We start from the raw sequence: 2,426 nt of genomic DNA on the forward strand, positions 1-2,426 counted from the left end.
GGTCCGGATTCGGTGGTCGACCTGCTTCAGCGCGACGGCTACGCGGTTCGCCGCGTCCAGTGAGCCGAAGTCGCGATATGCACGGAAAAAGTCTCACCTGCCGCTGAATTCGCTAGACTTTCCGATCCGCGGCGATAGCCATGGGCAAGCTGTCGGGTCGGGGGGCACGATGCGATCGAGCGCTTCGCGGGGGGTATCCTCGCGGCAGGTGAGCCGTATTGCCGGTTCGCCGCGCGCTGCTAATCGCACTCCTCCGCACCGGCCTTGTCGGAGGTTGGCGCATGATCGATCTGCTGCTTGCCGCGTCCTTGTCGATGACACTGCCGAGCGCCCCCTCGCAGGTGGCGGACCCCAAGCCCGCCATGTTCGTCGTGCACGACAACGACACGACGATCTACATCTTCGGCACCTTTCATGCGCTCGATGGCCAGTCGGACTGGCTTAGCGGCAACCTGAGGACGGCGTTCGAGGGCTCGCAGGAGCTGGTCTTGGAAACGATGCTTCCGGAGGGCCAGCCGGCGCGGCCCGCCCCGGCTCCGCCGACGCTGACCGCCGGTTATTCCGTCGCTCCCTCGGCCTCGTTCCTTGCAACCACGCGGCTCGCGATCTCCGCCGGGCGCTCGCACGGGATGAGCGTCGCCAATGGAGCAGACATGGTGCTTCGCCATGTCGCGGAGGCAGAAGGCAAGTCTGTCGAGGGGCTTGAGACGCTCGACCTGCAAGTCCGTATGTTCCGACAGATGCCCATCGAGGCGCCGGCGAAAGCGATTGCCGCCGGGCCGTCGGCGGGCAGCGCCGCGGCTGAGGCGTCCGCGACCATGAGCGACATGGAATCGGCTTGGGAGCGTGGCGACCAGAGCGTGTTCGTGCGTCTGGTCGACCAATTGCGCAGGACGTCGCCCGACACCTACCGCATGATGTTCTCGGAGCGGAACGCCCGCTGGGCCGACTGGATCGCCGCCCGACTCCGCAGCCCGGGCACGGTCTTCGTCGCAGTCGGCGCCGGCCATCTCGTCGGCAAGGATAGCGTCCTTGTGCGCCTTGCCGAACGTGGGATCGAGTCGACCCGGCTCAACTGAGCCCAGCTTGCTTTTCAGCCACGCCTGCACTAGCAGGCGCGCTCCCCAAGCCATGGTCATCCCTGGAGGCGTGGCGGGGTCATTTGATAATCGGAGATTAGCGAAATGAGCGAACAGCTGACGCTGCCCGCCGAAGCGCGCGACCGGGCTGGCAAGGGAGCCTCCCGAGCATTGCGACGCGATGGCCGGGTGCCCGCCGTGGTCTACGGCGAAAAGAAGGAGCCGCTTTCCGTCCACGTGGAGGAAAAGCTGCTCAGCAAGATGCTTTCCACAGGCCACTTCATGAATTCGGTCGTGATGATCGACGTCGCCGGCCAGGCGCACCGGACGCTGCCCAAGGCAATCGACTTCCACCCGGTCACGAGCCGGCCGATCCACGTCGATTTCCTGCGCATCGGCGAGCACACCAAGGTCACCGTCGCAGTACCCGTGCGTTTCGACAACGAGGAAGCCTCGCCCGGCCTCAAGCGCGGCGGCGTCCTCAACGTCGTCCAGCACGAGCTTGAGCTGGTCTGCGACGCTGCGAGCATTCCGGACGAGATCCACGTTCCGCTCGACGGCCTCGACATCGGCGATTCGATCCACATCAGCGCCGTGACCCTGCCGAAGGGCACGACCGCCGCGATCGAAGATCGCGACTTCACCATTGCCACAGTCGTTGCTCCGTCGGCGATGAAGTCCGAGGAAGAGGAAACGGCTCCGGAGGCCGCGGTCCCGACCGTCGGCGAATCCGAGGCCGAGAACGAAGCCGAGGAGGGTGGCGAGGAAGCCTGAGCTTTCCATCGCTTTCGAACATCATGGAACCGCTCGCCGGAAACGGCGGGCGGTTTCTTTTTGTCCCGATCGCAGGCTAGGGCGTGGCGATGCAGATCTGGGTCGGCCTCGGAAATCCCGGTGCTCAATATTCGCTCCACCGGCACAATGTCGGCTTCATGGCCGCCGACATTATTGCGGAAGTGCATGATTTCGGCCCATGGCAGAAGAAGTTCCGCAGCCTGATCGCTGAAGGGCGGCTGGGTCGGCACCGCGTCCTGCTGCTGAAGCCGCAGACATTCATGAACGACAGCGGCGACGCGGTTCAGCAAGCGCTCCGCTTCTACAAGCTCGACATGAACGCCCTTACCGTCTTCCACGACGAGCTCGACCTCGCCCCCATGAAGGTGAAGGTCAGGATGGGCGGCGGACTCGCCGGCCACAACGGCCTGCGCTCGATCGACGCGGCGCTGGGGCCGGATTTCCGGCGGGTGCGGATCGGCATTGGTCATCCGGGGCCGGGCCGCAAGGACCTCGTCACTCCGCACGTACTCGGCAATTATGCGAAATCGGAAATGGAGCCGCTGTCGGATC

The 2,426-nt window shown here is 65.1% G+C and carries 3 protein-coding genes; all 3 read left to right on the forward strand.

What is annotated here, in order from left to right; all coding sequences use genetic code 11:
• Positions 1-281: 281 nt before the first annotated feature.
• A complete protein-coding gene (locus JOZ79_RS04835; RefSeq protein WP_294071377.1) occupies positions 282-1,079 on the forward strand; it encodes a TraB/GumN family protein in 798 nt (265 codons plus the stop codon).
• Between the two features lie 105 nt (positions 1,080-1,184).
• The gene (locus tag JOZ79_RS04840; protein ID WP_294071381.1) at positions 1,185-1,853 is read left to right on the forward strand and encodes a 50S ribosomal protein L25/general stress protein Ctc; all 669 of its coding nucleotides are present in this window, start codon (positions 1,185-1,187) and stop codon (positions 1,851-1,853) included.
• 89 nt (positions 1,854-1,942) lie between these two features.
• Positions 1,943-2,426: aminoacyl-tRNA hydrolase (pth, locus tag JOZ79_RS04845; protein ID WP_294071384.1), on the forward strand; the 484-nt coding region annotated here is incomplete at its 3' end.

Origin of the sequence: Sphingomonas sp. (assembly GCF_019242355.1) — a bacterium.
In the GTDB taxonomy this organism is placed as follows: Bacteria; Pseudomonadota; Alphaproteobacteria; order Sphingomonadales; family Sphingomonadaceae; genus Sphingomicrobium.